This is a genomic window from Pseudomonas sp. SIMBA_068 (assembly GCF_046534705.1).
GTDB classification, from domain to species: Bacteria; Pseudomonadota; Gammaproteobacteria; order Pseudomonadales; family Pseudomonadaceae; genus Aquipseudomonas; species Aquipseudomonas putida.
The window spans coordinates 1-23376 of sequence record NZ_JAWRYI010000006.1; the positions used below are offsets into that span (position 1 = coordinate 1).

Genomic DNA, 23376 nt, shown 5'->3' on the forward strand with positions numbered 1-23376 from the left:
CACATCAACACCGCCCTGGCCAACGACCTGGTCGTGACCCTGAGCAACAACGCTCAAGTCACCATCAAGGCCGGCCAGACCAGCGCGCCATACGAGCACGCGGCACAAGGCGACGACGTCTACAACGACGCCGGTGAAATCAGCCTGGGTATCAAGTCGGCAGCCGACATCGGCGGCCGTACCTTCGAGAACCTGCAGCTGGGCGACGCGGCGAAGGTCAACGTCACCGACACCACCGACGAAGTCATCGCGAAACTTACTGCGACCCCGTCGGTCACCGAAGGCGGCGTGATCACCTACACCGTGACGCTGACCAACAAAGATGGCCTGCCGATCAACAACCACTCGGCGCTGACATTCACCCTGAACGATGGCAAGACCACCATCACCGTGCCGGCCAACGGCACCGTGGGTACTGCCACCGTGGCTGCCCCGGACAACGTCTACGTCGGTGCAAACGACCCTGTGATCAAGTCGATCGCTTCGGTCAGCGGCACTGATGTCGGCAAGTTCGAGCAACTGACTCTGGACAAGACCTCGGTCAGCACCACCGTGACCGACGAGCCAGGCTCGGGTATCCCGGGCACCGGCAACCAAGGTGACGTCACCACGGTCGGCATCACCGGCACCAGTTCGCTGACCGAGGGCGAAACCGGCCAGTACACGCTGACCCTGAGCAACGCCTCCAAGGCCGAAGTCACGATCACCCTCAGCTACAGCGGCACCGCCAAAAACGGTGAGGACTTCACCGGTGTCACCACCGTGAAGATCCCGGCCAACAGCACAGGCACCACGTTCAACATCGCTACCATCGACGACAAGCTGGTCGAAGGTACCGAGAACTTCGTGGTGAAAATCGAAACTGCCACCGGTGGCAACTTCGAGAACCTGCAGGTGGATAGCAGCAAATCGAGCGTGGCTACCACCATCCTCGACAACGACCACCTGCCAGTTTCGCCTGGTGGCGCGGTGTTTGGCGTGGAAGACACCGACTACGTGTTCGCCTGGAGTGATTTCAAAGTCACCGATGCCGATGCCAACACCGGTCTGTCGGTGACCATTACCTCTATCCCCGGCGCAGGCAGCCTGCAGTTCTTCAACGGTACTGCCTGGGTGAATGTGACCGTTGGCCAGGTGGTGAGCCAGGCTGACATCATCGCCAAGAACCTGAAGTTCGTTCCGCTTCTCAACCAGTCGGGCTCGGATAACTACGGTGGCAATGGCGTGGGTAACCAGAAGGCCGACTACGCACAGTTCAAGTACAAGCCGAACGATGGCACCAACCTGGGCACAGAAGTGACCATGAAGGTCGACATCAGTCCGGTAGCCGACAAACCGACGCTGAGCTTCGGCAGCGCCGATATCGACTCCAAAGGCCTGACCAAGGAAGTCTGGACCAGCCTCAAAGGCCTGGGTACTGGTGGCAATGGCATTACCGGCGAGGACCTGAAGACGGTATTTGCCAACTCTGGCAACGCCAACTCCAGCAGCACTACTACCAACGTGCAGTCCGATGGCAGCGTCACTGCTGGCACCGGCTCGAAAACGTCGGGCCTGATCTACCTGGAAGCCGGCAAGACCTACACCTTCAGCGGTACCGCCGACGACAGCTTCGTGGTCACCATTGGTGGCAAGACTGTGGTCACGGCCACCTGGGGTGCCGGTGGCCAGGTTTCGGGTACCTTCACCCCGAACACCAGTGGCTACTACCCGATCGAGGTCTACCATGCCAACCAGTCTGGTCCAGGCAGCTATGACCTGAACATCCAGGTAGGCTCGGGTGCGGCCACTGACCTGAGCAGCTCGAACATCAAGATGTATCAGAACGTAACCGAGATGGCCAACGCTGGCCTGGGCGTGTCCGACCTGCACACCGTGAATGGTCAGAGCTACTACGACGGCTACAAACTAAACGAAGGGCCGGAAGGTGGCTCGGTGAAACTGGTTGGTATCAATACTGCCCTGACCGACACCGATGGCTCCGAAACCCTCAACGTTAGCCTCAGCGGCATCCCGAAAGGCACTGTACTCAGCGATGGTGCAGGCCACACGGTCACGGTAGGCAGCGCACCGGTGGATGTAACCGGCTGGAAACTCAGCGGCCTGACCCTGACGCCGCCGGCCTACTACAAAGGCTCGTTCGACATCACGGTCACCTCGACTGCCACCGAAAGCCTGGGCGGTTCGGCCATCACCACCGGCAACATCCCGGTGACGGTGTACGGCGCAACCTACAAGGCCAGCGTGGGTACTTCGGGCAACGACACCATGACCGGCAGCGAAGGCAACGACATCATCGTCGCCGACGTGTCGGGCCTGAACGTGGTCCAGGGCAAGAACTACAACATTGCCTTCATGGTCGACAGCTCGGGCAGTATGAGTGACCAGTCTGTTGCCACGGCCAAGGCCCAGCTGGCGTCCGTGTTCCAGACGCTGAAAGCGAGCCTGGGCTCCGACTCCTCCGGTACCGTGAACATCTTCTTGGTCGACTTCGACACCCAGGTCAACAAGAACGTGACGGTGAACCTGAACGATACCGATGCCCTGAGCAAGTTGCAGACGGTACTGGACTCGATGGTGGGCGGTTCTCGCTACGGCGGTGGTACCAACTACGAAGACGCGTTCAAGACCACGTCCAACTTCTTCAAGAGCACTGTGGCCTTGAGCAATTCTGGTGCGGAGAACCTCACCTACTTCATCACTGATGGCAAGCCGACTTACTACCAGAACGGGGAAAGCACCAACCCTCGCCTATGGACCAATGGCAAGTATCTGGATGACGTGGTCAACGTCAACAATTACAAGATTGGCGACACCTTCAGTGCCTGGGCCGACAGTACGCACAAGGTTGAGATCAGCAGTAACGGGCTCATCACCGTCTCTACCTACAGGAGTAATGGCAGGCTCGACTCGACCAAGGAGATCGGGACGATCCATGCCCAAGGTGATGGTACCTACGAGACCTCCGACCTGGCGGGTACTGGCTACGCTGACGCCTGGAACTATTACTACTCAGCGGCAGGTTCCACTGCGAGCTTTGCCGTACTTGGTGGCAAAGATACCGGTCTGAGCAAGGTGCAGGCGATTGGCCTGAACAGCGATGTCTCGCTCAGCGACCTGACAGCCTATGACACTGCTGGCAAGCCACAGGCCAACATCGACCCGGCCGACCTGGCCAAGGCGATTCTGGGCCACTCCGAGGCGATCTTGCCAGGTGCAGACACCATCGATGGCGGCAACGGCAACGACATCATCTTCGGTGACCTGATCACCCTCAATGGTGTCGTCAGCGAGGGGTATCAGGCCCTGCAGACCTACGTTGCGCAGAAAAGCGGTGTCGAAGCCAGTGCTGTTACCACCAGCAACGTGCACCAGTACATCACCGAGCATTACACCGAGTTCGATATCTCCGGTGCCAACGACGGCAAGGACTTCTTGTCCGGCGGCAACGGCAACGACATCCTCTTCGGCCAAGGTGGTAACGACACGCTCGATGGTGGCAGGGGTAACGACATCCTGCTGGGCGGTACTGGCAATGACACCCTGATCGGTGGCCACGGCGACGATATCCTGATCGGTGGCAGCGGTGCCGACACCTTCGTGTGGAAGGCGGGCGATTACGGCAACGACGTGATCAAGGACTTCAAGGTAGGCGAGAAAGACAAGATCGACTTGAGCGATCTGCTGCAAGGTGAGAAGGGCAGCACGATCGACAACTACCTGAAACTCACCACCGTGGAAGGCACGACCACGTTGCAGGTCAGCAGCGAAGGCAAGCTCAACGATGCTGGCGGTCTGGCAAATGCCGATGTGACCATCAAGCTTGAAGGGGTGAACTGGTCCAACACCACGGTCAACTCGTTGATCAGCGGTGCTGACCCGACCATCATCATCCACAACAAAGACAGCTGATGCGCTACAGGGCCGCTACGCGGCCCTTTCGCGACACAAAGGCCGCTCCCACACGGGTCTTTCCTGCCATCTGCTGACAGCGCATACTCTTGCGCCGGGCCTGCGCGCCCGGCGATCTTTGCCTATGCTGCTGTCTACCAACAAGGAACCAACGTGACGAGGGACACCGCCATGTTCTACGTGCAACGCGACGCCGCTGGCCAGTTGCTGCGGGTAGAAGCAGCTGCTTTTGACCAGTTCACCGAAATGCTCCCCGCCGACCATGCCGATATCCAGGAATGGTTTGCCGATGACGCCGTGGAAAACAGCCTCAACCAGCTCAAGCAAAGTGACCTGGACATGATCCGCGTGCTCGAGGACCTCATCGACGTGCTGACCGCCAAGGGGGTGTTCAAGATCACCGACCTGCCCGCCGGCGCACAGGCCAAGCTGCTCAACCGCTCCACCGCGCGCAAGGCGCTCAGCAGCCTCAACAACCTGATCGACGAAGAAGAGCAGGGTGGGCTGATCTGACAGCAGGGCAGCCCCGGCGACAGTGATATGGTTATGCTTTAAAGGTATTTAAAATATCGCGCTTATGACTTTATAGTCACATCCACTGCGTACCCGTCGACCAATCGATGCGCCGCACGACTTGAACCCACACGGGAAATCCCCGTGCGTTTCTGATCGTTGCGCGCCATTGAAGTCGCGCACTGCGTGGGAGTGATAAATGTCAGCCGCCTCGAACGCCTTGTCGACCATCGACAGCGCCCAGCCGCAAGTTTTCGAAATCCGCCCGTTCTCCGGTGCCGTAGGCGCCGAGATCATCGGCCTGGACCTGGCCAAACCGGTCAACGCCGAGGATTTCGCCCGTATCCATCGCGCCCACCTCGACCACCATGTGCTGGTGTTCCGCGACCAGCGCATCAGCCCGGAACAGCAGATTGCCTTCAGCCGCCGCTTTGGTGAGTTGCAGATCCATGTGCTCAAGCAGTTCCTGCTGGCAGGCCATCCCGAGATCCTGATCGTTTCCAACATCATCGAAAACGGTCAGAACATCGGCCTGGGTGATGCTGGCAAGTTCTGGCACTCCGACCTTTCATACAAAGCGCTGCCCAGCCTCGGTTCCATGCTGCATGCCCAGGAACTGCCAAGCGAAGGCGGCGATACGCTGTTCGCCGACATGCACAAAGCCTGGGACGCCGTACCCGACGCCCTGCGCAAAGTGGTCGAGGGCCGCAGTGCTGCCCACTCCTATACCGCCCGTTACGCCGAAACCAAATTTGAAGGTAACTGGCGCCCGAACCTGACCGCCGAGCAATTGGCGCAGGTACAGGAAGTTATCCACCCGGTGGTCCGCACCCACCCGGAGAACGGCCGCAAGGCGCTGTTTGTCAGTGAAGGCTTCACCACCCGCATCGTCGGCCTGCCAGACGATGAAAGCCGCGACGTGCTGCAACAGCTGTACGCACTGAGCGTGCTGGAGCAGAACATCTACCGCCACCAATGGCAGCCCCATGACCTGGTGTTCTGGGACAACCGCTCGTTGATCCACCTGGCCGCCGGCTGCCCCGCACACCTGCGCCGCAAGCTGTACCGCACCACCATCCAGGGCGACGCCCCGTTCTGACGACTGAGGACATCATCATGCGCAAATCCATCAGCCGCCTGGCGGCAAGCATCGGCCTGGGCGCAAGCCTGGTCGTTGGCAGCCTGGCTGCCCCTGCAGTGGCCCAGGCCGAAGGCAAGATCCGCATTGCCGAACAGTTCGGCATCGTCTACCTGCTGCTGAACGTGGTGCGTGACCAGCACCTGATCGAAAAGCACGGCAAGGAGCAGGGCATCGAAATCGACGTCGACTGGGCCCAGCTGTCGGGTGGCTCGGCCATCAACGACGCACTGCTGTCCGGTTCGGTAGACATCGCCGGCGCGGGTGTCGGCCCGTTGCTTACGGTGTGGGACCGCACCAAGGGTCGGCAGAATGTGAAGGCCGTGGCCTCGCTGGGCAACTTCCCGTACTACCTGGTCAGCAGCAACCCCAACGTGAAGACAATCGCCGACATCTCCAACAAAGATCGCATCGCCGTGCCAGCGGTCGGTGTTTCGGTGCAGTCGCGCTTCCTGCAGTATGCCGCTGCCCAGCAGTGGGGCGACAAGGAATACAACCGCCTCGACAAATACACCCTCGCCGTACCTCACCCCGATGCCACTGCCGCGCTGCTGGCCGGCGGTACCGAGCTGAACGGGCACTTCTCCAACCCGCCGTTCCAGGATCAGGTACTGGCCAACAAGGACGTGCATGTGGTGCTCAACAGCTATGACCTGCTCGGCCCCAACTCGCCGACCTTGTTGTTCGCCACCGAGAAATTTCGCAAGGACAACCCTAAAACCTACAAGGCCTTCGTTGACGCCCTGGCCGAAGCCGCAGACTTCGCCCAGAAAGACAAGGCAGCTGCCGCCGACACCTACATCCGTGTGACCAAGGCCAAGATCGACCGCGACGCGTTGATCAAGCTGATCGACAACCCGCAGTACGAATTCACCGTCACGCCAAAGAACACCTACAAGCTGGCCGATTTCCTCTATCGGGTAGGCGCCATCAAGCATAAGCCGGAATCGTGGAAGGACTACTTCTTCCAGGATGAACGCCCGCTGCAAGGGAGCTGATCGATCATGACCGCCCCATTGCCAGGCCACACGGCCAGCAACCTGAGCCGTGTCGCAACGCCGCCTTTGCTCAAGGTGGATAACCTCAGCCTCGAATACCGCACCGCGCAACGCGTGGTGCGGGCCACCCACCAGGTCAGCTTCGAAGTCGACCGTGCCGACCGCTTTGTGCTACTTGGCCCCTCAGGCTGCGGCAAGTCCACCTTGCTCAAGGCCGTCGCCGGTTTCATCCAGCCGCAGGAAGGGCAGATTCTGTTGCAGGGCCAGGCTGTCCGTGGTCCGGGCCCCGACCGCATAGTGGTGTTCCAGGAGTTTGACCAGCTGCCGCCGTGGAAAACGGTAAAGCAGAACGTCATGTTCCCGCTGCTGGTGTCGCGCCAGCTCAAGCGCGCCGAAGCCGAAGAGCGGGCACTGCATTACCTGGAGAAGGTCGGCCTGGCCGCCTTCGCTGATGCCTATCCACACACCTTGTCGGGTGGCATGAAGGCACGCGTGGCGATTGCCCGGGCCTTGGCCACACAGCCGAAGATCTTGTTGATGGATGAGCCGTTCGCCGCCCTTGATGCGCTGACCCGGCGCAAGATGCAGGAAGAGCTGTTGCTGCTGTGGGAGGAAGTACGGTTCACCCTGCTGTTCGTGACCCACTCCATCGAGGAGGCGCTGGTGGTCGGCAACCGCATCCTGCTGCTGTCGCCGCACCCGGGGCGGGTACGGGCCGAAGTGCACAGCCATCAGTACGACCTGGGCAGCCTGGGTGGCAGCGACTTCCAGGCCAGTGCCCGGCGTATCCACCGTCTGCTGTTTGACGAGGCGGACACCCCGCAACAGCCTGACGAGCTTGGTTTTAACGATATTCGCATCGCCTACTGACAGGAGCTTCAGCCATGACCACTACACCTGTACGCCAGGAATACGAGGTGCAGCTGGAGCCCCTGCTCAGTGTGCCTCTGGAACGACAACTGCCGTTGGCCCGGCGCCTGTGGCAGCAAGGCTGGCTGCGCAAGGCGGTTATCCTGCTGGTGATCGCTGTGCTGTGGGAGGCCGTCGCCCGCTATCAGGACAACGACCTGCTGTTGCCAGGCTTTTTGCAAACCGCCGCCGCCCTGTGGGACGGGATGATCAGTGGCGAACTGCCGGCCAAGGTTGGCGTGTCGCTGGTGATTCTGCTCAAGGGTTATGTACTGGGCATCGTCCTGGCATTCGGCCTGACCAGCCTGGCGGTTTCGACCCAGCTGGGCCGCGACCTGCTGGGCACATTGACCTCGATGTTCAACCCGCTTCCGGCCATTGCCCTGCTGCCGCTGGCCTTGCTGTGGTTCGGGCTGGGCGACAATAGCCTGATCTTCGTGCTGGTGCATTCGGTGCTGTGGGCTTTGGCGCTGAATACCTACGCGGGCTTTCTTGGCGTCTCGGAAACACTGCGCATGGCGGGCCGTAACTATGGCCTGAAAGGGCTGCGGCTGGTGCTGCACATCCTGGTGCCGGCGGCTTTGCCGTCGATCCTGTCGGGGCTGAAGATCGGCTGGGCCTTTGCCTGGCGCACCCTGATTGCCGCCGAACTGGTGTTTGGCGCCAGCAGCGGTAAAGGCGGGCTGGGCTGGTACATCTTCCAGAACCGCAACGAGCTGTATACCGACAAGGTATTTGCCGGGTTGGCGGTGGTGATCCTGATTGGTTTGCTGGTGGAAGGGTTAGTGTTCAACACCCTGGAGCGGCTGACCGTGCGGCGTTGGGGGATGCAGCGCTGACCTGTACTGGCCCTATCGCCGGCAAGCTGGCTCCCACAGGTACTCCACAGGTCGTGAGGCTTGTGGCTTTCCAGTGGGAGCTGGCTTGCCGGCGATAGGGCCAGTACAGGCTATCAACTCAGGTACTGAGCCGCCGCATTGCTCAGGATCTTGCCAATCTCTTCCCTCAATACCACAGGCTGCTCCACCACCAACCCATCCCCATGGCTCAACAGCCACCAGCGCAATGGCCAGCCGTCACTCACCGTCGCCCGCAACCGATGCCCATGCTCCAGCGCCGTCATCTGCATGTCGCTGCTCAACGGTGCAACGCGCAGTTGCCGCGCCAGTGCATCGCTGATCCGTGCCACCAGCTCCACCCCCTCACCCTTCGCCGGTTGCAACGCATCCCCCCGTAGGTGCGTCAGCAAGTCGAAGTTACCGCGCAACTCGCCCACCGCACTCGCCGACCAGTGCCAGCCGAACGGGATGCTCTTGTCATTGCGCTCCAGCGGGAATATCAGCGACAGCTCATTGAGGTCGCGCTCGACAGTGCGTTTGCTGACCGTGAAGCCGACATCGCGCAGGCCCCAGACAAGCTCGGCGCTGGTAATGCCGGGGGAGCGGTTGGGCAGCTGGCGCAGCAGCGCCCACTGACGGCTGAGGGTGGCGCGAGTGGTGGCGAACGGCAAAATGTAACGTCCTTGTCTAGGCTTGCCGCAACAGGATGGCGGCACGCGTGCTGTATGGCAATTGGCCACAGCCTGCTCAGATCAAGGAACTCGCATTTGGTTGCCGTGTGCCGATTCGTTCGCGACAGGTTTTGACGTGACGTCACGCAGAATCACGCCTCATCACAGCCGAAGGTTGGGGTTGTGCGTCGTTCAATGAGGATGAACATGTCTGCTGCCAGCAATATCCATTCGCTGCTTGCCCGCCTTCTTCCCGAGCGGGTCATTGCGCCACCGGCCCCGGTCGGGAGGCGACAGTGGCTGTTTGCCGGTGTGGGTCTGCCCAGCCAGCGCTCGATGCTGGTCAACCGCCTGGATGAGGCCAGCGACCTGCAGGCGGTGTATGCCGACCTGCGCCGCCAGGCGTTGCTGGGCAGCGTGGCGGCACTCAACGACCTCGGCTGGATCTGGCTCAACGGCAAGTACTGGCGTGCCGATACCGTGCTGGCCGGCCACCTGCTGCGCATGGCGGCCCTGCAAGGCAATGCCGCCGCTTGGTTCAACCTGGGGCAGCAGCATTACTTTGGCAAAGGCATCGACCCTTCCTACGTGCAGGCAGCGGAGTGCTATCGGCAGGCCTTTGAGCGGGGCATGCTCCACGCGGCCGCGGCATTGGGCGACCTGTATGAAGAGGAGGTGTGCGACGGCGACCTGGACTGGCAGGTCGACCTGGTTCAGGCCTACCACTGGTTCATGCGCGGGGCAGAGCGGGGTGAAGCACGCTGTCGTTTTGAGGTGGGTTACCGGCTGATGCACGGGCTGTATGTAGAGGCCGACCTGAAGGCCGCGCTGTACTGGCTGGAGCTGGCGGCAGCGGCGGGGGTGGTGCAGGCGGCAGAGGAGCTGGCGGTGCATTTCAGCAGCCGTGATGCAGCGCGCTATCAGGAATGGCGGGACCGGGCGGTGCAGATGGGCAGCACGCTGGCACTGACCATGAAGCTGGAAGACCAGATCCAGCCCTGATTTTCTGTTGCCTGTGCCGGCCTCTTCGCGGGAAACCACAAGCCTCAAAATGTGGGGTACCTGTAGGAGCGGGTTTACCCGCGAAGAGGCCGGCACAGGCTAAAAAATGAACAACATTTAACCCGGTTGTCCGTCGCCCACTGTTGACGACAGGGGGAGGGCAAGGCGTATATTGATAGTTAGCAAACTATGAATATCCTTGGTTCCCTTCATGTCCCTTGATCTCCTGCGCCTGCAAGTCAGCAGTGGCATGGTGGTCGCCGCCCGTCATTGGCGGCGCATCTGCCATACCGCCCTGACCGGTTACGGCATTTCCGAAGCCTGCGCTGCGCCGCTGCTGATGATCGTGCGCCTGGGCGACGGTGTGCACCAGGTGGCCGTAGCCCAGGCTGCCGGCCTGGAAAGCCCATCACTGGTGCGCCTGCTCGACCAACTGTGCAAGGCTGGCCTGGTGTGCCGCAGCGAGGACCCACTGGACCGTCGCGCCAAGGCCCTGAGCCTGACCGCCGAAGGCCGTGCCCTGGCCGAGGCCATCGAAGCCGAGCTGGTGCGCCTGCGCCGCGATGTGCTCAACGGTATCGACCAGGCCGACCTGGAAGCCACCTTGCGCGTGCTGCGCGCCTTTGAAGCAGCCGGCCTGGGCGGTACGGGCGGGGTGGCATGAACGGCTTCTTCAGCTCTGTACCACCGGCCCGCGACTGGTTCTACGGTGCGCGTACCTTCGCCGCCTCCATGATCGCCTTGTACATCGCGTTGCTCATGCAGCTGCCGCGCCCCTACTGGGCCATGGCCACGGTGTATATCGTTTCCAGCCCCTTCGTCGGCCCCACCAGTTCCAAGGCGCTGTACCGCGCCGTGGGCACGCTGCTGGGTGCCGGCGGGGCGATTTTCCTGGTGCCGCCGCTGGTGCAGTCGCCGTTGCTGCTGAGCATCGCCATCGCCCTGTGGACCGGCACCTTGCTGTTCCTGTCGCTGAACCTGCGCACGGCCAACAACTACGTGTTGATGCTGGCTGGCTATACCCTGCCGATGATCGCCCTGGCGGTGGTCGACAACCCGCTGGCGGTGTTCGACGTGGCGTCCTCCCGTGCCCAGGAAATTTGCCTGGGGATCGTCTGTGCGGCAGTAGTCGGCGCCATTTTCTGGCCGCGCCGGCTGGCCCCCGTGGTGGTCGGCGCCACCGGTAACTGGTTCACCGAGGCGATCCGCTACAGCGACACCAACCTGGCCCGCGAAGCCAGCGCCGACAAGGTCGGCGGCATGCGCGGGGCGATGGTCGCCACCTTCAACTCGCTGGAGCTGATGATCGGCCAGCTAGGCCACGAAGGTGCCGGCCCACATACCCTGAAGAACGCTCGTGAGCTGCGTGGGCGGATGATTCACCTGCTGCCGGTCATTGATGCGCTCGACGACGCACTTGTGGCCCTGGAGGGCCGTGCCCCGGCCCAGTTCGCCCAGCTTCAACCCGTGCTTGAAGCCGCGCGCGAATGGCTGAAAGGCACTGCTCACAGCGTTTCGGTAACGCGCTGGACCGCGCTGCACGAGCAGATCGACCGCCTGCAGCCCGGTGCCGCCGCCCTCGACCAGCGCGCCGAACTGCTGCTGTCCAACGCCCTGTACCGCCTGACCGAATGGGCTGACTTGTGGCAGGACTGCTGCACCCTGCAGCACGCCTTGCGTACCGACGATGCCAAGCCTTGGCGCGCGGTGTATCGCCACTGGCGCCTGGGCCGCCTGACGGCATTCTTCGACCGTGGCCTGATGCTGTACTCGGTGGGCTCTACCGTACTGGCGATTGTGGTGGCGTGCGGCCTGTGGATTGGCCTGGGCTGGAACGATGGCGCGAGCGCCGTGATCCTTGCTGCCGTGTCGTGCAGCTTCTTTGCTGCCATGGACGACCCGGCGCCGCAGATCTACCGGTTCTTCTTCTGGACGCTGATGTCGGTCATCTTCTCCAGCCTGTACCTGTTCCTGGTGCTGCCCAACCTGCACGATTTCCCGATGCTGGTGCTGGCGTTTGCCGTGCCGTTCATCTGTATCGGCACCCTGACCGTGCAGCCGCGCTTCTACCTGGGCACCTTGCTGACCATCGTCAACACCTCGACCTTCATCAGCATCCAGGGTGCTTACGACGCCGACTTCTTCACCTTCCTCAACGCCAACCTGGCCGGCCCCGTTGGCCTGTTGTTCGCGTTCATCTGGACCTTGGTGATGCGCCCGTTCGGCGTGGAGCTGGCGGCCAAGCGCATGACCCGCTTCGCCTGGCGCGACATTGTCGAAATGACCGAGCCGGCGACCCTGGCCGAGCAACGCCAGGTGGGCGTACAGATGCTCGACCGCCTGATGCAGCACCTCCCGCGCCTGTCGCAAACCGGCCAGGACAGCGGCGTGGCACTGCGTGACCTGCGCGTGGGGCTGAACTTGCTCGACCTGCTGGCCTATATGCCGCGCGCCGGCCAGCAGGCCCGCGAGCGCTTGCGCACGGTGGTCGAAGAAGTCGGCGCGCACTACGCCGCCTGCCTGCGGGCCGGTGAGCGCCTGCATGCCCCGGCCGCGCTGCTGCGCAACATGGAACGCGCACGCCTGGCGCTGAACCTGGATGAATTGTACGAGCGTGGCGATGCCCGCACCCACCTGTTGCATGCCCTGAGTGGCCTGCGGCTGGCGCTGTTGCCGGGCGTGGAAGTGATGCTCGAACCCGCCGAACAACCGCAACTGCCCCCTGGCCTCGACGGAGCGCCCCTGTGATTGGTGAACTGGATATCAGCGGGGTGTTTCTGCCCACGCTGCTGGTGATGATGTTTGGCACCTACCTGGTGTTCCTGGGGGTGCACGCGGTGCTGGTGCGCCTGCATTTCTATCGCCTGGTCTGGCACCGGGCGTTGTTCAACGTTGCTCTGTATGCCGTGCTGCTTGGCGCGGTGGACCACTTTTGCCGAAACCTGATGCTGCCATGAAAAAACCTTTGTTGACCTTGGGCCGTGTGGTCCTGACGTTGCTGGTAGTGACCTTCGCCGCCGTGCTCGTGTGGCAGATGGTGGTGTACTACATGTTTGCCCCCTGGACCCGCGACGGCCACATCCGCGCCGACGTGATCCAGATCGCCCCCGATGTGTCGGGGTTGATCCAGAAGGTCGAGGTGCGCGACAACCAGACCGTCAAACGCGATGACGTGCTGTTCACCATCGACCAGGACCGCTTCAGCCTGGCCCTGCGCCAGGCCAAGGCCACCCTGGGCGAACGCCAGGAAACCCTGGCCCAGGCCTCACGCGAGGCGCAGCGCAACCGCAAGCTGGGCAACCTGGTGGCCGCCGAGCAGCTTGAAGAAAGCCAGTCCCGCGAGGCCCGCGCCCGCTCGGCTGTCAGCGAGGCCCAGGTGGCAGTCGATACCGCCCAGCTCAACCTCGACCGTTCGGTGGTGCGCAGCCCGGTGGACGGCTACCTGAACGACCGCGCCCCGCGTAACCACGAATTCGTCACCGCCGGCCGCCCGGTGCTGTCGGTGGTCGACAGCACCTCGTACCACGTCGATGGCTACTTTGAAGAAACCAAACTGGGTGGCATCCACATCGGTGATGCCGTGGACATTCGCGTAATGGGCGACAACACCCGCCTGCGCGGCCATGTGCAGAGCTTTGCCGCGGGCATCGAAGACCGCGACCGCAGCAGCGGCGCCAACCTGCTGCCCAACGTCAACCCGGCGTTCAGCTGGGTGCGCCTGGCCCAGCGTATTCCGGTGCGCATCGCCTTCGATGAAGTGCCGCAGGACTTCCGTATGATTGCCGGGCGCACCGCCACGGTGTCGATCATCGAGGGCCAGCGCCCATGAAGCAGCTGATCCTGGCCGGCCTGTGCCTGTCGCTGGGGGCCTGCATGATGGTCGGGCCCGACTATGAGGTGCCCAAGGACGCTGCGGTGCAACGTAGCGATCTGAGCGGCCCGCTGCGCCAGGATGCCGATAGCGTGGTCTCGGCGCCGGTGCCCGAGGACTGGTGGCAGCTGTATCAGGACCAGCGGCTGAACGCGCTGGTGCGTCAGGCCCTGGATGCCAACACCGAGTTGCGCGTGGCGGCGGCCAACATCGCCAAGGCCCGCGCCCAGGTCGAAGTGGCCGAATCGCAAGGTGGCTTCAATGGTGGCGTCAAACTCGGCGCCCAGCGGTTGCAGGAGTCGGGCGAAGCCTTCCTGCAGCCCGAGAAGGTACCAGTGGCCAACATTGGCGAGGCTATTATCAGTGCCTCGTACCAATTCGACCTGTGGGGTACCTTCAAGCGCGGCACCGAGGCCGCCAAGGCCAATGCCGACGCGGTGCAGGCCGCTGCCGATACCGCGCGTATCACCCTGGTGGCGGATGTGGTCAAGGCTTACACCCAGGTGTGTTCGGCCAACGAGGAACTCCACATCGCCCGCGAGTCGCTGGACCTGCAGGAGCAGAGCGTCACGCTCAACCAGCGCCTGCGCGATGCCGGCCGCGGTGATGAAACCCAGGTCACCCGTTCGCAGACCCAGTTCAAATCCTTGCGCGCCGAACTGCCACGCTTCAAGGCCGAGCGAGAAACTGGCATGTACACACTGGCCGCGCTGCTGGCCAAACCGGTCGACCAGTTGCCTGCCGGTACCGCCGATTGTGCCGAGCTGCCACACCTGAACCAGCTGGTCCCGGTGGGTGATGGCGCCGCGCTGCTCAAACGTCGCCCAGACGTGCGCCAGGCGGAGCGCCAGTTGGCTGCTGCCACCGCCTATATTGGCGTGGCCACTGGCGCCTTGTACCCGGACATCAGCATTGGCGCCCAGGTTGGCACTATCGGTATCCTGGAGAACCTCGGTGAGCCCGCAACCAACCGCTGGGGCTTTGGCCCGCAGATCAGCTGGAGCATCCCTACCAACGGCACCCGTGCGCGTATTCGCATGGCCGAAGCTTCAACCCAGGCGGCGTTGGCGAACTTCGATGGGGTTGTGCTGAACGCCATCCGCGAAACACAGACCCGCCTGGCGCAGTACAGCGCCCTGCTGGACCGGCGTGATGCCTTGGCCGAGGCAGAAAAATCGGCCAAGGAAGCGGCGGACCAGACCCACCGGTATTACCAGGCAGGGCGTGAATCGTTCCTGGCGGATTTGCAGGCCACACGCACCTATACCGACATGCGTGCGCAGTTGGCAGCGGCCAATAGTCAGGTAGCCATGGGGCAGATTGGGGTGTTCCTGGCGCTGGGTGGAGGCTGGAAGGACACCGCCAAGCCTTGAGGCCCAATCGCCGGCAAGCCAGCCCCCACTGATCAGCGCAGCTTCTGAGGGCGGCGGAATACTTGGCATCTGATTTGTAGCAAGATTTTTCATGAAATCTGCGTGGCACCCTTGAGGGAAGCAAAGTGGGAGTGAACAATGTTCTCTTTCGCATTCCCTTCGAGACTGGCCATGAAAACCCGTTCACGTCTGCTTGCCTGGTTGCCGGCTTTATTACTCGGCCCAGTGCTGGCGCTGTGCAGCTCCCTGGCGCTGGCCGAGTCCCCCGCCGAGGCCGGCAAAGCCCTGCACCTGCTGGACTACATTGGCGCCGACTACCCGCCGACCGTACAAGATGGCAAGGTGATCGACGAGGGCGAATACCGCGAGCAACAGGAATTCAGCGCGGTATTGGCCGAGCTGGTCAAAGCCCTGCCCGCAAATACCGAGCAAGCCGCGCTGGAGCAGGGCGTCCAGGCGTTGCGCCAGGCCATCGATCAGCGCCAGGAGGGCACGGCTGTCGCCAGGCAGGCCCGCCAGCTGGGCGCGCGCCTGGCAGTGGCCTACGAGGTCAGCCAGGCCCCGGTGATTACCCCGGACCCGGCCCGCGGCGCTGCGCTGTACGCGCAAAACTGCTCGATCTGCCACGGCGACACCGGCGCGGGCGACGGCCCGGCTGGCGTGGGCTTGGAGCCTGCGCCCGCCAACCTGCGCGATGTTTCACGCCTGGACCAGTTGAGTCTGTTCGACCTCTACAACACCCTGGCCCTGGGTATCGACGGCACCGAGATGCCGTCCTTTGCCGACCAGCTGGATGACCGTCAGCGTTGGGATATAGCCGCCTATATCGCCAGCTTCACCGCCAAGCCGGAAGCCGGCAAAGGCGACAAGACCTGGAACATCGCCGACCTGGCTCGCCAGACCCCGGCCGAAGTCGCCGCCAACGAAGGCAGCGCGGTCGTGGAAGCGTTCCGTGCCCAGCGAGCCCAGCCGCCGCAAGTCAAGCGCGGCCCGGCGCAACTGCTCGAATACACCGCCAGCACGCTGGACAAAAGCTTGGCCGCCTACCGCGCAGGTGACCACGACCAGGCCTATGACCTGTCGGTAGCGGCCTATCTGGAAGGCTTCGAGCTGGTGGAAAGCTCGCTGGACAACATCGACACCCAGGCGCGCAAGGACACCGAAAGATCCCTGATGGCCTACCGTCAGTCCCTGCAGGATGGCCTGCCCGTGGCCCAGGCCGAGCAGCGTCTGGCTGAGGCAAAAGGCAAGCTCGACCAGGCCGCCAAGCTGTTGGGCAGCGACGGCCTGAGCTGGTCGCTGAGTTATATCTCCGGTTTGCTGATCCTGCTGCGCGAAGGCCTGGAGGCGATTCTGGTGCTGGCCGCGATCCTGGCCTTCCTGCGTAACACCGGGCAGCAGTCGGCGGTACGCAGCGTCAACATCGGGTGGGGGCTGGCGCTGGTCGCCGGGTTCGCCACTTGGGCGGTGGCGGCCTATGTGATCGATGTGGGCGGCGCCCAGCGCGAACTGCTGGAAGGCTGCACGGCGCTGTTCGCCGCGGTGATGGTGCTATGGCTCGGTGTATGGATGCATGACCGCCGCCACGCTGCCGCCTGGAAGGACTACATCAAAAGCAGCCTGGTCAGCGGCGGCGGGCGCTTTGGCTTTGCCATGCTGGCGTTTTTCTCGGTGTACCGCGAACTGTTCGAAGTGATCCTGTTCTACGAAACCCTGTGGTTGCAGGCAGGCCCTGCCGGGCACCAGGCGGTGCTGGCGGGTGGCGCCACGGCGCTGGTGCTGCTGGTGGGCCTGGCCTGGGTGATTTTGCGCGGTTCTGCCAAGCTGCCGCTGACGCTGTTCTTCAGCATCAACGCCGCACTGCTGTGCGCGCTGTCGGTGGTGTTTGCCGGGCATGGTGTGAAGGCGCTGCAAGAAGCCGGGGTGCTGGGCACACGGCCGGTGGCGTTCTTCGAGTTCGATTGGCTGGGCATTCACGCTGATGCCTACTCGCTGTGGGCACAGGCGGTGGCCTTGCTGGCCATAGTGTTCCTGTATGGGCGCTCGTGGCTGGTGGAAAAGCGCAGGGCAACGGCCAACTGACCGGGGGCCGCGCTGCGGCCCATCGCCGGCAAGCCAGCTCCCACCCCGACCGCATCAGTTTCAAGCCATGTGCAATACCTGTGGGAGCTGGCTTGCCGGCGATGGGCTGCATGGCAGCCCCTTGTAATCTCGGTTCAGGCCGGCTGTGGCGCCTTGAGGATGTTCTGCAGCAGCTGGACACTGTCAACGGCGTCATGACCCAGGCTGGTCAGGTAGCCGCCATCGGGTTGATCGGTCAGCCCCTTCTCATGCAGGCGTTGCGCAGCGGCGACCAGGGCAGGGGCGGCGTTGCTGTTTATCTTGATGCCTTCCTGGCTGCTGTCGTGTTTGAACAGCGCGAGTACTTCCAGTTCAGCGATCAGATCGGGGGTAAAAGACATGGCGACTCCTGACTTCCAGACAAGGATGGCGGCACCGCTTACGGTGCCTGACCTTCGAGTGTAGTCGGGTTATTCGTCCTCGCCTTGATCCATCTCAGGCGGCAGCTCCGGCAGCGCCCGCAAGGCGTTCTCGTACCACTCGCCGTCGAACGCGCGGTCTTCCACCAGCATGTTGTCGATTTCGAAGGCCAGCACATGGGCCATCAGGTTGAGGATGTCCTCGCGCTCGTAACCGACCAGGGTCAGCTTGTTGAAGGTGGCCTTGGCCGCAGGCGGTTCGCCGCTTTCAATCTGGTTTTCGATGGCTTGGGTCAGTGTCGCCTCGGCGAAGGCTTCGTCGTCATTGTCGATGTCGGTGGGCTCGCTCATGGCGGTACTCCTGTGATGGGATGCACAGTGTGCCACGCCCGTGGCGGCAATGCCCGGGCATTGACGGGGTGCATGACGCTGGTCAGGGGCGGGCTTAGAGTCTATAAAAGCCGGGCCAACCCCTTACGGCCTGGAGGCTGTTACCTCATGCTCAAGCTTCATGGATTCTCGGTCAGCAACTACTACAACATGGTCAAGCTGGCCCTGCTGGAAAAAGGCCTGCCCTTCGAAGAAGTCACCTTCTATGGCGGCCAGGCGCCACAGGCGCTGGAAGTGAGCCCGCGGGGCAAGGTGCCGGTGCTGCAGACCGAGCACGGCTTCCTCAGCGAAACCAGTGTAATCCTCGACTACATCGAGCAGACCCAAGGCGGCAAGGCACTGCTGCCGGCCGACCCGTTCGGGCAGGCCAAGGTGCGTGAGCTGCTCAAGGAAATCGAGCTGTACATCGAGCTGCCGGCGCGTACTTGCTATGCCGAGTCGTTCTTCGGCATGTCGGTTGAGCCATTGGTCAAAGAGAAAGCGCGGGCCGATTTGCTGGCCGGCTTTGCCACCCTCAAGCGCAACGGTCGCTTTGCGCCCTATGTGGCGGGCGAGCAGCTGACGCTGGCAGACCTGATGTTCTGCTTCTCGGTCGACCTGGCTTATGCCGTGGGCAAGAAAGTGCTGAACATCGACTTTTTGGCCGACTTCCCGCAGGCCAAGGCGTTGCTGCAGCTGATGGGCGAGAACCCGCACATGGCGCGGATCTTGGCGGACAAGGAAGCGTCGATGCCGGCCTTCATGGAGATGATTCGCAGCGGGAAACGCTAACCGGAGCTAGCGCTGAACCTGTAGGAGCAGCCTTGTGCTGCGAAGAGGCCGGTGCAAACACCTTCTATCCATGGTGTTTGCACCGGCCTCTTCGCAGCACAAGGCTGCTCCTACAAAAAGCAGGGCAGCGAGGCTGGCTTAACGCGAAGCCAGCAGCGCCTTGCCACGAACAACGGCAGCGCGTACCTGCGCCGGTGCGGTACCACCAATGTGGTCACGGGCATTCACCGAGCCTTCCAGGGTCAGCACGGCAAACACGTCCTGCTCGATCTGGTCGCTGAACTGGCGCAGTTCGTCCAGGCTCATCTCGGCCAGGTCCTTGCCGGTGTCCACGCCGTACTTCACAGCGTGGCCAACGATTTCGTGGCAGTCACGGAACGGCAGGCCACGGCGTACCAGGTAGTCGGCCAGGTCGGTGGCGGTGGAGAAACCGCGCAGGGCCGCTTCACGCATGATGGCGTGCTTTGGCTTGATCGCCGGGATCATGTCGGCAAAGGCACGCAGCGAGTCGCGCAGGGTGTCGGCAGCGTCGAACAGCGGCTCCTTGTCTTCCTGGTTGTCCTTGTTGTAGGCCAGCGGTTGGCCTTTCATCAGGGTCAGCAGGCCGGTGAGGGCGCCGAACACGCGGCCGCTCTTGCCACGTACCAGCTCTGGCACGTCCGGGTTCTTTTTCTGCGGCATGATCGAGCTGCCGGTGCAGAAGCGGTCCGGCAGGTCGATGAACTGGAACTGCGCGCTGGTCCACAGCACCAGCTCTTCCGAGAAGCGCGACAGGTGCATCATCGCCACGCTGGCAGCGGCGCAGAATTCGATGGCGAAGTCACGGTCCGACACGCCGTCCAGCGAGTTGCCGGCCACAGCTTCGAAGCCCAGCAGCTTGCAGGTCAGCTCGCGGTCGATCGGGTAGGTGGTGCCCGCCAGCGCGGCGCTGCCCAGGGGCATGCGGTTGGTGCGCTTGCGGCAGTCGACCAGGCGCTCGTAGTCGCGGCTGAGCATTTCGAACCAGGCCAGCAGGTGGTGGCCGAAGGTGACCGGCTGGGCCGTCTGCAGGTGGGTGAAACCGGGCATGATGGTTTCGGCTTCACGCTCGGCCTGCTCCAGCAGGCCCTGCTGCAGGCGGGTGATTTCGGCCAGGATCAGGTCGATTTCGTCGCGCAGCCACAGGCGGATATCGGTGGCCACCTGGTCGTTGCGGCTGCGGCCGGTGTGCAGCTTCTTGCCGGTGATGCCGATGCGGTCGGTTAGGCGTGCTTCGATGTTCATGTGCACGTCTTCGAGGTCGACGCGCCAGTCGAAGTTGCCGGCTTCGATTTCGTCCTGGATGGTCTTCAGGCCATCGATGATGGTGTCGCGCTCGGCATCGCTGAGCACGCCGACCTGCGCCAGCATGGTGGCATGGGCGATCGAACCCATGATGTCGTGGCGGTACAGGCGCTTGTCGAAATCGACCGAGGCGGTGAAACGGGCGACGAAGGCGTCGACGGGCTCACTGAAGCGGCCGCCCCAGGACTGATTGGTCTTGTCGGTGCTCATGGATTCACTCATTGCAGGCGTGAACGAAAAAGTGGCGCCGATAATAGCAGGGTTGGGCTGGCTGCCGCAGGGCGCCGGTCGAGAGAAATGCCCGGAAAATGGCAGAGAAGGATTTTAAGGAATGAACGGCAGTGTTCCACGGACCGTCTACAGTTGGACAAAGGACTGGCGGTGAATCTGCCGTCCGAGTGAATCTTTGGCCATCGCACCGGTCTAGAGCGTGACCGCAGTGTCGCTCGAACTACACCTGTCTACGCTATACCTGTGCGAGACTCATTCAGGAATCCAGCGCAATTATGAATGTCCTGATCGTTGATGACGAACCCCAAGGCCGTGAACGCCTCAGCCGGCTACTCGGCGAACTGGAGGGTTATACCGTGCTGGAGCCTAGCGCCACCAACGGCGAGGAGGCCCTTGCGCTGATCGAAAGCCTCAAGCCCGATGTGGTCCTGCTGGACATCGGCATGCCAGGCCTGGATGGCCTGCAGGTAGCCGCTCGCCTGTGCGAACGCGAGGCGCCGCCGGCGGTGGTGTTTTGCACCGGGGATGACGAATACGGTGCCGAGGCATTCAAGGAAAGTACCCTCAGCCATGTGACCAAGCCGTTCCAGGCCCAGGCGTTGCGCGATGCCTTGCGCAAGGCCGAAAAACCCAACCGCGCCCAGTTGGCGGCGCTTACCCGGCCGGCCAATGAAGGTGGCGGCCCACGTAGCCACATCAGTGCCCGCACGCGTAAAGGCATCGAGCTGATTCCTTTGCCCCAGGTGATCTATTTCATTGCCGACCACAAATACGTCACCTTGCGTCACGAGGCCGGGGAAGTGCTGCTCGACGAGCCGCTCAAAGCCCTGGAGGATGAATTTGGCGAACGCTTCGTGCGTATTCACCGCAATGCGCTGGTTGCCCGCGAGCGCATCGAACGCTTGCAGCGTACCCCGCTGGGGCACTTTCAGCTGTACCTGAAAGGCCTGGACGGTGATGCCCTGACAGTGAGCCGCCGGCATGTTGCCGGCGTGCGCAAGATGATGCAGACCCTCTGATACGGCGCCCGCATGGCAAGGGCTGCGCCCTTGTTCGCGGCTAAAGCCGCTCCCACAGGTGGATCATTGGCCTGTAGAGCGGCAGCTCACCCTGTGGGAGCGGCTTTAGCCGCGAAGAGGCCCTCAGGTGATCCACATCTGCAAGCGATAAAGGAGATGCTGTTATCATCGGCGGCATTTCTCTGGATCGGGGCGTTCCATGTCCACTCGCGAAATCCGCATTGCCACCCGTAAAAGTGCCTTGGCCTTGTGGCAGGCCGAATACGTCAAAGCCCGCCTCGAGCAGGCCCACCCCGGTCTGCTGGTGACCCTGGTGCCCATGGTCAGCCGGGGTGACAAGCTGCTCGACGCGCCGCTGGCAAAAATCGGCGGCAAGGGCCTGTTCGTCAAAGAGCTGGAAACCGCCCTGCTGGACAACGAAGCCGACATCGCCGTGCATTCGATGAAAGACGTGCCCATGGACTTCCCCGAAGGCCTGGGCCTGTACTGCATCTGCGAGCGTGAAGACCCGCGTGATGCCTTCGTTTCCAATACCTTTGAGAGCCTTGAAGCGCTGCCTGCCGGCAGCATCGTCGGCACTTCCAGCCTGCGCCGTCAGGCCCAGTTGCTGGCGCGCCGCCCGGACCTGCAAATCCGCTTCCTGCGGGGCAACGTCAATACGCGCCTGGCCAAGCTGGATGCCGGCGAGTACGACGCCATCATCCTCGCCGCCGCCGGCCTGATCCGCCTCGGCTTTGAAGACCGCATCACCGCCACCATCAGCGTCGATGACAGCCTGCCTGCTGGCGGCCAGGGTGCGGTGGGCATCGAGTGCCGCAGTGCCGACCTCGAGATCCACGCACTCCTGGCGCCGCTGCACCATGCCGACACCGCCGACCGGGTAGTGGCCGAACGCGCCCTGAACAAACACCTGAATGGCGGCTGCCAGGTGCCGATCGCCTGCTACGCGGTGCTCGAAGGTGACCAGCTTTGGCTGCGTGGCCTGGTTGGCCAGCCGAGCGGGGGTACCCTGCTGGTGGCCGAAGCCCGTGCCCCTCGCGCTGCTGCCGAGACCTTGGGCGTACAGGTGGCCGAAGACCTGCTGGGCCAAGGTGCCGAGGCCATCCTCAAGGAAGTCTACGGCGAGGCCGGCCACCCGTGAGCCAATGGCGCCTGCTGCTGACCCGGCCTGCCGAGGACTGTGCGGCGCTGGCGCAAAGCCTGGCGGCAGCGGGGGTGGGCAGCAGCTGCCTGCCGCTGCTGGCGATAGAGCCCGTCACCGTGGAGCCCCGGCAACGTCTGCTGCTGGAAGGCCTGCATGGCTTCCAGGCGATCATCGTGGTCAGCAAGCCGGCTGCCAGGCTGTTGCTTGAGCAGCTGGCCGAAGCCGGCATGCAGCCGCCACGGCAAGGCTGGTTCACCGTGGGTGAGGCAACCGCTGCAGTGCTGCAGGGCGCCGGGCTGGAGGTAAACACTCCGCCGCGTGGCGATGACAGCGAAGCCTTGCTGGCGTTACCGGCCCTGCTTCAGGCCGTTGCCGTGCCTGCAGCGCGTGTCCTGGTCGTGCGCGGCGTCGGAGGTCGCGAACTGCTGGCAGAGCGTCTTGCAGAGCAAGGTGCTAGTGTCGAATATCTGGAACTGTATCGTCGCTGCCTGCCGGGTTACCCGGCGGGCACCCTGAAGCGCCGCATCGAAGCGGAACGCCTCAATGGCCTGGTGGTCAGCAGTGGGCAGGGTTTTGAACATCTGCAGCAGCTGGCCGGTGCGGATTGGCCGCAGCTGGCACGCCTGCCGCTGTTCGTGCCCAGCCCACGGGTTGCCGAACAGGCCCGGGCCGCCGGGGCCCAACAGGTTGTGGATTGCCGTGGCGCCAGTGCCACGGCCTTGCTGGTAGCCGTGCAGCGCAGCGCTGCACCTGCCTCTTAAGGCGCTAAGCTGAACGCGATGCGCCCCCATG

At 63.0% G+C, this 23376-nt stretch carries 21 protein-coding genes; 17 read left to right on the top strand and 4 right to left on the bottom strand.

The annotated features are described in order from the left end of the window. From SB756_RS15290 to SB756_RS15315, 6 genes are all read left to right on the top strand, one after another. Positions 1–3912: immunoglobulin-like domain-containing protein (locus tag SB756_RS15290; RefSeq protein ID WP_410911058.1), on the top strand; the 3912-nt coding region annotated here is incomplete at its 5' end. A 171-nt stretch (positions 3913–4083) separates the two neighbouring features. Then, on the top strand, positions 4084–4425 hold the full coding sequence (locus SB756_RS15295; protein WP_341798848.1) for a tryptophan synthase subunit beta: 342 nt from the start codon (positions 4084–4086) through the stop codon (positions 4423–4425). A 199-nt stretch (positions 4426–4624) separates the two neighbouring features. Next, entirely contained in the window at positions 4625–5524 is a 900-nt protein-coding gene (locus SB756_RS15300; RefSeq protein ID WP_338745735.1) for a TauD/TfdA family dioxygenase, read from the top strand. 17 nt (positions 5525–5541) lie between these two features. Further along, a complete protein-coding gene (locus SB756_RS15305) occupies positions 5542–6561 on the top strand; it encodes an ABC transporter substrate-binding protein (RefSeq protein WP_341797250.1) in 1020 nt (339 codons plus the stop codon). Positions 6562–6567: 6 nt separating this feature from the next. After that, a complete protein-coding gene (locus tag SB756_RS15310) occupies positions 6568–7431 on the top strand; it encodes an ABC transporter ATP-binding protein (protein WP_341797251.1) in 864 nt (287 codons plus the stop codon). Between the two features lie 14 nt (positions 7432–7445). After that, positions 7446–8309 carry an ABC transporter permease gene (locus tag SB756_RS15315; protein ID WP_410911059.1) on the top strand — a complete coding sequence of 288 codons (864 nt, stop codon included), beginning with the start codon at positions 7446–7448 and terminating at the stop codon, positions 8307–8309. Positions 8310–8422: 113 nt separating this feature from the next. On the opposite strand, the gene SB756_RS15320 is transcribed toward SB756_RS15315, so the two are convergent. Continuing rightward, the gene (locus SB756_RS15320) at positions 8423–8980 is read right to left on the bottom strand and encodes a WYL domain-containing protein (RefSeq protein ID WP_410911060.1); all 558 of its coding nucleotides are present in this window, start codon (positions 8978–8980) and stop codon (positions 8423–8425) included. 207 nt (positions 8981–9187) lie between these two features. Between SB756_RS15320 and SB756_RS15325 the strand changes: the two genes are divergently transcribed. From SB756_RS15325 to SB756_RS15355, 7 genes are all read left to right on the top strand, one after another. Continuing rightward, positions 9188–9982 carry a tetratricopeptide repeat protein gene (locus tag SB756_RS15325; protein WP_341797253.1) on the top strand — a complete coding sequence of 265 codons (795 nt, stop codon included), beginning with the start codon at positions 9188–9190 and terminating at the stop codon, positions 9980–9982. A gap of 211 nt (positions 9983–10193) precedes the next feature. Beyond that, on the top strand, positions 10194–10646 hold the full coding sequence (locus SB756_RS15330; RefSeq protein WP_341797254.1) for a MarR family winged helix-turn-helix transcriptional regulator: 453 nt from the start codon (positions 10194–10196) through the stop codon (positions 10644–10646). Further along, complete coding sequence (locus tag SB756_RS15335) at positions 10643–12730, top strand: FUSC family protein (protein WP_410911061.1); 2088 nt, start codon at positions 10643–10645, stop codon at positions 12728–12730. Before SB756_RS15330 ends, SB756_RS15335 begins: the two co-directional genes overlap by 4 nt. Further along, positions 12727–12939: a DUF1656 domain-containing protein gene (locus SB756_RS15340; RefSeq protein WP_016497473.1), complete on the top strand. Its 213-nt coding sequence runs from the start codon at positions 12727–12729 to the stop codon at positions 12937–12939. The genes SB756_RS15335 and SB756_RS15340 overlap by 4 nt, the downstream gene beginning before the upstream one ends. Beyond that, positions 12936–13811, top strand: coding sequence for an efflux RND transporter periplasmic adaptor subunit (locus SB756_RS15345; RefSeq protein ID WP_410911062.1), 876 nt, complete (start codon positions 12936–12938; stop codon positions 13809–13811). Before SB756_RS15340 ends, SB756_RS15345 begins: the two co-directional genes overlap by 4 nt. Next, positions 13808–15226, top strand: a complete 1419-nt coding sequence (locus SB756_RS15350; RefSeq protein WP_410911063.1) for an efflux transporter outer membrane subunit — start codon at positions 13808–13810, stop codon at positions 15224–15226. The genes SB756_RS15345 and SB756_RS15350 overlap by 4 nt, the downstream gene beginning before the upstream one ends. A 138-nt stretch (positions 15227–15364) precedes the next feature. Beyond that, a complete protein-coding gene (locus tag SB756_RS15355; protein ID WP_410911064.1) occupies positions 15365–17308 on the top strand; it encodes an FTR1 family protein in 1944 nt (647 codons plus the stop codon). A gap of 134 nt (positions 17309–17442) precedes the next feature. Here SB756_RS15355 and SB756_RS15360 read toward each other — a convergent pair whose 3' ends face one another. Then, entirely contained in the window at positions 17443–17688 is a 246-nt protein-coding gene (locus SB756_RS15360) for a TIGR02647 family protein (RefSeq protein WP_016484337.1), read from the bottom strand. 69 nt (positions 17689–17757) lie between these two features. Continuing rightward, positions 17758–18057 carry a hypothetical protein gene (locus SB756_RS15365; protein WP_258654554.1) on the bottom strand — a complete coding sequence of 100 codons (300 nt, stop codon included), beginning with the start codon at positions 18055–18057 and terminating at the stop codon, positions 17758–17760. Between the two features lie 147 nt (positions 18058–18204). Here SB756_RS15365 and SB756_RS15370 point away from each other — a divergent pair, with 147 nt between their 5' ends. Beyond that, complete coding sequence (locus tag SB756_RS15370) at positions 18205–18867, top strand: glutathione S-transferase (RefSeq protein WP_410911065.1); 663 nt, start codon at positions 18205–18207, stop codon at positions 18865–18867. A gap of 138 nt (positions 18868–19005) precedes the next feature. Here SB756_RS15370 and argH read toward each other — a convergent pair whose 3' ends face one another. After that, a complete protein-coding gene (gene argH / locus SB756_RS15375; protein WP_341797259.1) occupies positions 19006–20400 on the bottom strand; it encodes an argininosuccinate lyase in 1395 nt (464 codons plus the stop codon). Between the two features lie 296 nt (positions 20401–20696). Between argH and SB756_RS15380 the strand changes: the two genes are divergently transcribed. The 3 genes from SB756_RS15380 (at position 20697) to SB756_RS15390 (ending at position 23345) form a co-directional block, all read left to right on the top strand. After that, positions 20697–21440, top strand: a complete 744-nt coding sequence (locus tag SB756_RS15380) for a LytR/AlgR family response regulator transcription factor (protein WP_341797260.1) — start codon at positions 20697–20699, stop codon at positions 21438–21440. Between the two features lie 199 nt (positions 21441–21639). Then, on the top strand, positions 21640–22581 hold the full coding sequence (gene hemC / locus SB756_RS15385; protein WP_410911066.1) for a hydroxymethylbilane synthase: 942 nt from the start codon (positions 21640–21642) through the stop codon (positions 22579–22581). Then, the gene (locus tag SB756_RS15390) at positions 22578–23345 is read left to right on the top strand and encodes a uroporphyrinogen-III synthase (protein WP_410911067.1); all 768 of its coding nucleotides are present in this window, start codon (positions 22578–22580) and stop codon (positions 23343–23345) included. Before hemC ends, SB756_RS15390 begins: the two co-directional genes overlap by 4 nt. Positions 23346–23376 lie beyond the last annotated feature (31 nt).